5 protein-coding genes and 1 pseudogene are annotated in these 2,879 nt (G+C 61.9%); 3 read left to right on the top strand and 3 right to left on the bottom strand.

Annotation, left to right across the window (positions count from 1 at the left end):
- The coding region (locus tag AB4Y84_RS18260) for a hypothetical protein (RefSeq protein ID WP_442250603.1) at positions 1-462 on the top strand (462 nt) is incomplete at its 5' end.
- A gap of 143 nt (positions 463-605) precedes the next feature.
- Positions 606-1,052, top strand: coding sequence for a DUF4279 domain-containing protein (locus tag AB4Y84_RS18255; protein WP_442244193.1), 447 nt, complete (start codon positions 606-608; stop codon positions 1,050-1,052).
- On the opposite strand, the gene arr is transcribed toward AB4Y84_RS18255, so the two are convergent.
- Complete coding sequence (arr, locus tag AB4Y84_RS18250; protein ID WP_312786177.1) at positions 1,045-1,479, bottom strand: NAD(+)--rifampin ADP-ribosyltransferase; 435 nt, start codon at positions 1,477-1,479, stop codon at positions 1,045-1,047. The genes AB4Y84_RS18255 and arr overlap by 8 nt on opposite strands.
- Before the next feature lie 125 nt (positions 1,480-1,604).
- A complete protein-coding gene (gene ubiK / locus AB4Y84_RS18245) occupies positions 1,605-1,856 on the bottom strand; it encodes a ubiquinone biosynthesis accessory factor UbiK (protein WP_012512353.1) in 252 nt (83 codons plus the stop codon).
- 158 nt (positions 1,857-2,014) lie between these two features.
- Here ubiK and AB4Y84_RS18240 point away from each other — a divergent pair, with 158 nt between their 5' ends.
- Positions 2,015-2,353, top strand: a complete 339-nt coding sequence (locus tag AB4Y84_RS18240; protein ID WP_032977217.1) for a P-II family nitrogen regulator — start codon at positions 2,015-2,017, stop codon at positions 2,351-2,353.
- A gap of 96 nt (positions 2,354-2,449) precedes the next feature.
- Here AB4Y84_RS18240 and AB4Y84_RS18235 read toward each other — a convergent pair.
- Positions 2,450-2,879: pseudogene (locus tag AB4Y84_RS18235) on the bottom strand (kinase); the annotation flags it as partial.

Here is a 2,879-nt window from a genome sequence, read left to right as displayed (position 1 = left end):
CTGATGACTTGCATGCCTCCAATGAACTCTCGCAAGCTCTTCCTGATGGTCTCGCTGGCACTCGCACTTTCTAGCTGCTCGGAAGTTGCAAGCACCCAATATGCAGACCGAAGCCAAGCTGTTTCGAGACAGGCAATCGGTGAATCGAAGTGGTTGCCCGCGTGGTTGCCTGAGGATGCTGTCAACATACAAGAGACGCACGACATGGACACCAATGAGTCGTGGTTGGTCTTTCGTCTAACCAGCGGCATTCTTACTTTGCCTGAAGACTGCACGCTGGCAAGCAGGCCGGAAATGCCGGACGCGCGAGTCATGCGGCGCTTTCCCCAGTTCGYCCGAAGCGCTTGGTCGCGCGCGTCAAATTACGCCGGAAAGTTCTACCTGTGTCCGGAGGGCAATGCTGGTCGCTGGGTCATGCATGATGAAGAACTGGACCTTGTTTACAGCAGAGTAAAGTTCTGAGACCGACGTCCGGGTGCTCAAGTTCGATCAAGAATGGCAACCCTCTTCGTCCGAACTTGGACTCCCTCAACGTGGTCAGGCTGACCTAACTTCGATGAGACGTATAGATTGGAAGCGATTCCGAAAAGGACAGCCGGATCCCAATGCCAGCATTCGACCATTCTCTGGTAACACTCCGATTCTTCGGGAGCGACCTCCTGCCAGATGAAATTAGTGCCTTGCTTGGGGCGACTCCAACTGCTTCGTATCACAAGGGCCAGGAACTTAAAGGCAGCCCATCAGGGGTCGTACGTGTCGCCAGGACCGGAAGCTGGCGACTTGATGCGGAGCGTCGTGAACCTGAAGACTTGGAAGCTCAGATCTTCGAGATCCTGGATCAACTCACCGGAGATCTCGCCATATGGGCGTCACTGGCACGGTTCCGGCCTGACCTGTTCTGCGGTCTTTTCATGGGCAGCAGCAATGATGGTGTATCGCTCTCGCCTCGTGGTTTGCTCGCCTTGGGGCAGCGCGGCATCGAGCTCGGGCTGGACATCTATGATGCCGAGGAAGAGGTGCGCAACGCCCAACGCCAACAGGTCATCAGTTGATGATCTCCCCACTCCCTGACGCAACAAATTCCCTCAACTGCCGAACGAACTCCGCATCGTAGGCCTCCCACTCCGTAATCTCCCCAACAACCCGCAACGGCTCCGTACTCCGATACGACCGCGTCGGATTCCCGGGAAACTTCTTGTTGGTCACATTAGGATCGTCCTCAAACGGCCCGGTCGGCTCCACCAAATACACACGCGGTCGCCCCTCACCCCGGGCCATCTCCGCAGCCAGCCCGGCGCCCTTGGCAATCGTGGTGAAGTAGATGTGGTTCATCACCACGCTGTCGCGATAGTTGGACCGGAAGCCCGCGCTCAGCAGCTCGCCCACCGCGAGGTCAGCCCGGGTGCCGTGATAAAACGGCCCGGCAACCTGGTCGCAGGTGTCATGCGAAACGGGTGTCCATTCGGTGTCCTGTGCCATCGGCACTACCCCTACCTGTCCTGCCGGATCGACAGGCCGGCGAGTCTAAGGCGCCGGGCGGGCCTTGCGGCAAGGCCCCATCAGGGAAATAATCTGTAAGTGGGAGGCGCAGCGCGCCTCCTTTTTTATTCTGCGGTGCCGCGCCCTTCAAGCTCGCGCACCGCTGTTTCCAGCGCGTCCAGCTTCTCGCGCGTCTTCAGCAGCACCGCGCGCTGCACTTCAAATTCCTCGCGGGTCACCAAGTCCAGCTTCGCGAGCCCCGCCTGCAGCGCGCTCTTGAAGGTGGCCTGCAGTTCCTCGCGCGATTCGCGCAGGCCCGGCGGCACCAGGTCGCTGAGGCGACGGGCGAGGTCATCGATTTGGTTCAGGTCGATCATGGGGTGCTCCGAGGGGTGGTGGGCCTGCGCATCCGGCGCGGCCACGGCTGTTCGGCCGTAAGGATACTGCTGGCCCCGGCCCGCCGGACAGGCGCTGCGGGTTTCGCACCGGCCGCGTTCAGGCGCTATCCTCCACGCCGGAATACAGGAGATAGACGATGAAGATGGTCATGGCGGTGATCAAGCCGTTCAAGCTCGACGACGTGCGCGAAGCGCTGGCCGAGCGCGGTGTTACCGGGATCACGGTGACGGAAGTGAAGGGCTTCGGTCGCCAGAAGGGCCATACCGAGCTGTACCGTGGCGCCGAGTACGTGGTCGACTTCCTGCCGAAGGTGAAGCTGGAAGTGGCGGTGACCGACGATCAGGTGGAGGTGGTGGTGGAAGCCATCGTGAAGGCGGCGGGCACCGGCAAGATCGGCGATGGCAAGGTGTTCGTGTACGACCTGGGCAGCGTGGTGCGTATTCGTACCGGTGAGCTGGACGCGGACGCGTTGTAAGCCGTTTTTGTAGAGCCGAGCTCACGCTCGGCTGATGCAAAGAGCCGCCGAGCGTGGGCTCGGCTCTACAGAAAAGCGGTCGAGCAAGCTCGACCTCTACCGACGCTTCGCCCACTTGTAGAACCGCTTCCAGCCTTGGCGCACAGCCGCCACCCAACCGGGGTCGGCCACCATGGCCGCCTGCGCAGGGCTCGGCGCCTGCCCGGTCACGCGCTGGCGCATCTTCAGCAGGTTCTTCATGTCGCTGCGGCTCAGCTGCCGGCTCAGCGGGTTGCGGCGCAGCCAGCGCGGTACGCGCCAGGCCGAGGTGAAGTCCAGCAGTACCGGCACGCCGGCGCTGACCACCACGTTGGTGCCATGCAGGTCGTTGTGGGTGATGCCGGCGGCATGCAGGCGGCTCAGCGCGTGCTGCAGCTGTTCGAACACTTCATTGCCCACGGCTTGCGCGGTACTGAGCGTCTGGCCGGGGATGAATTCCATGCCCAGTGCGAGGCCACCGAGGGTGCCGAGCAGGGCCGGGGCGTGC

Source organism: Stenotrophomonas sp. 2YAF22 (genome assembly GCF_052114665.1).
GTDB classification, from domain to species: Bacteria; Pseudomonadota; Gammaproteobacteria; order Xanthomonadales; family Xanthomonadaceae; genus Stenotrophomonas; species Stenotrophomonas indicatrix.
The sequence above is the reverse complement of the archived record's forward strand: the minus strand, read 5'-3'. Positions and strand labels throughout refer to the sequence as shown.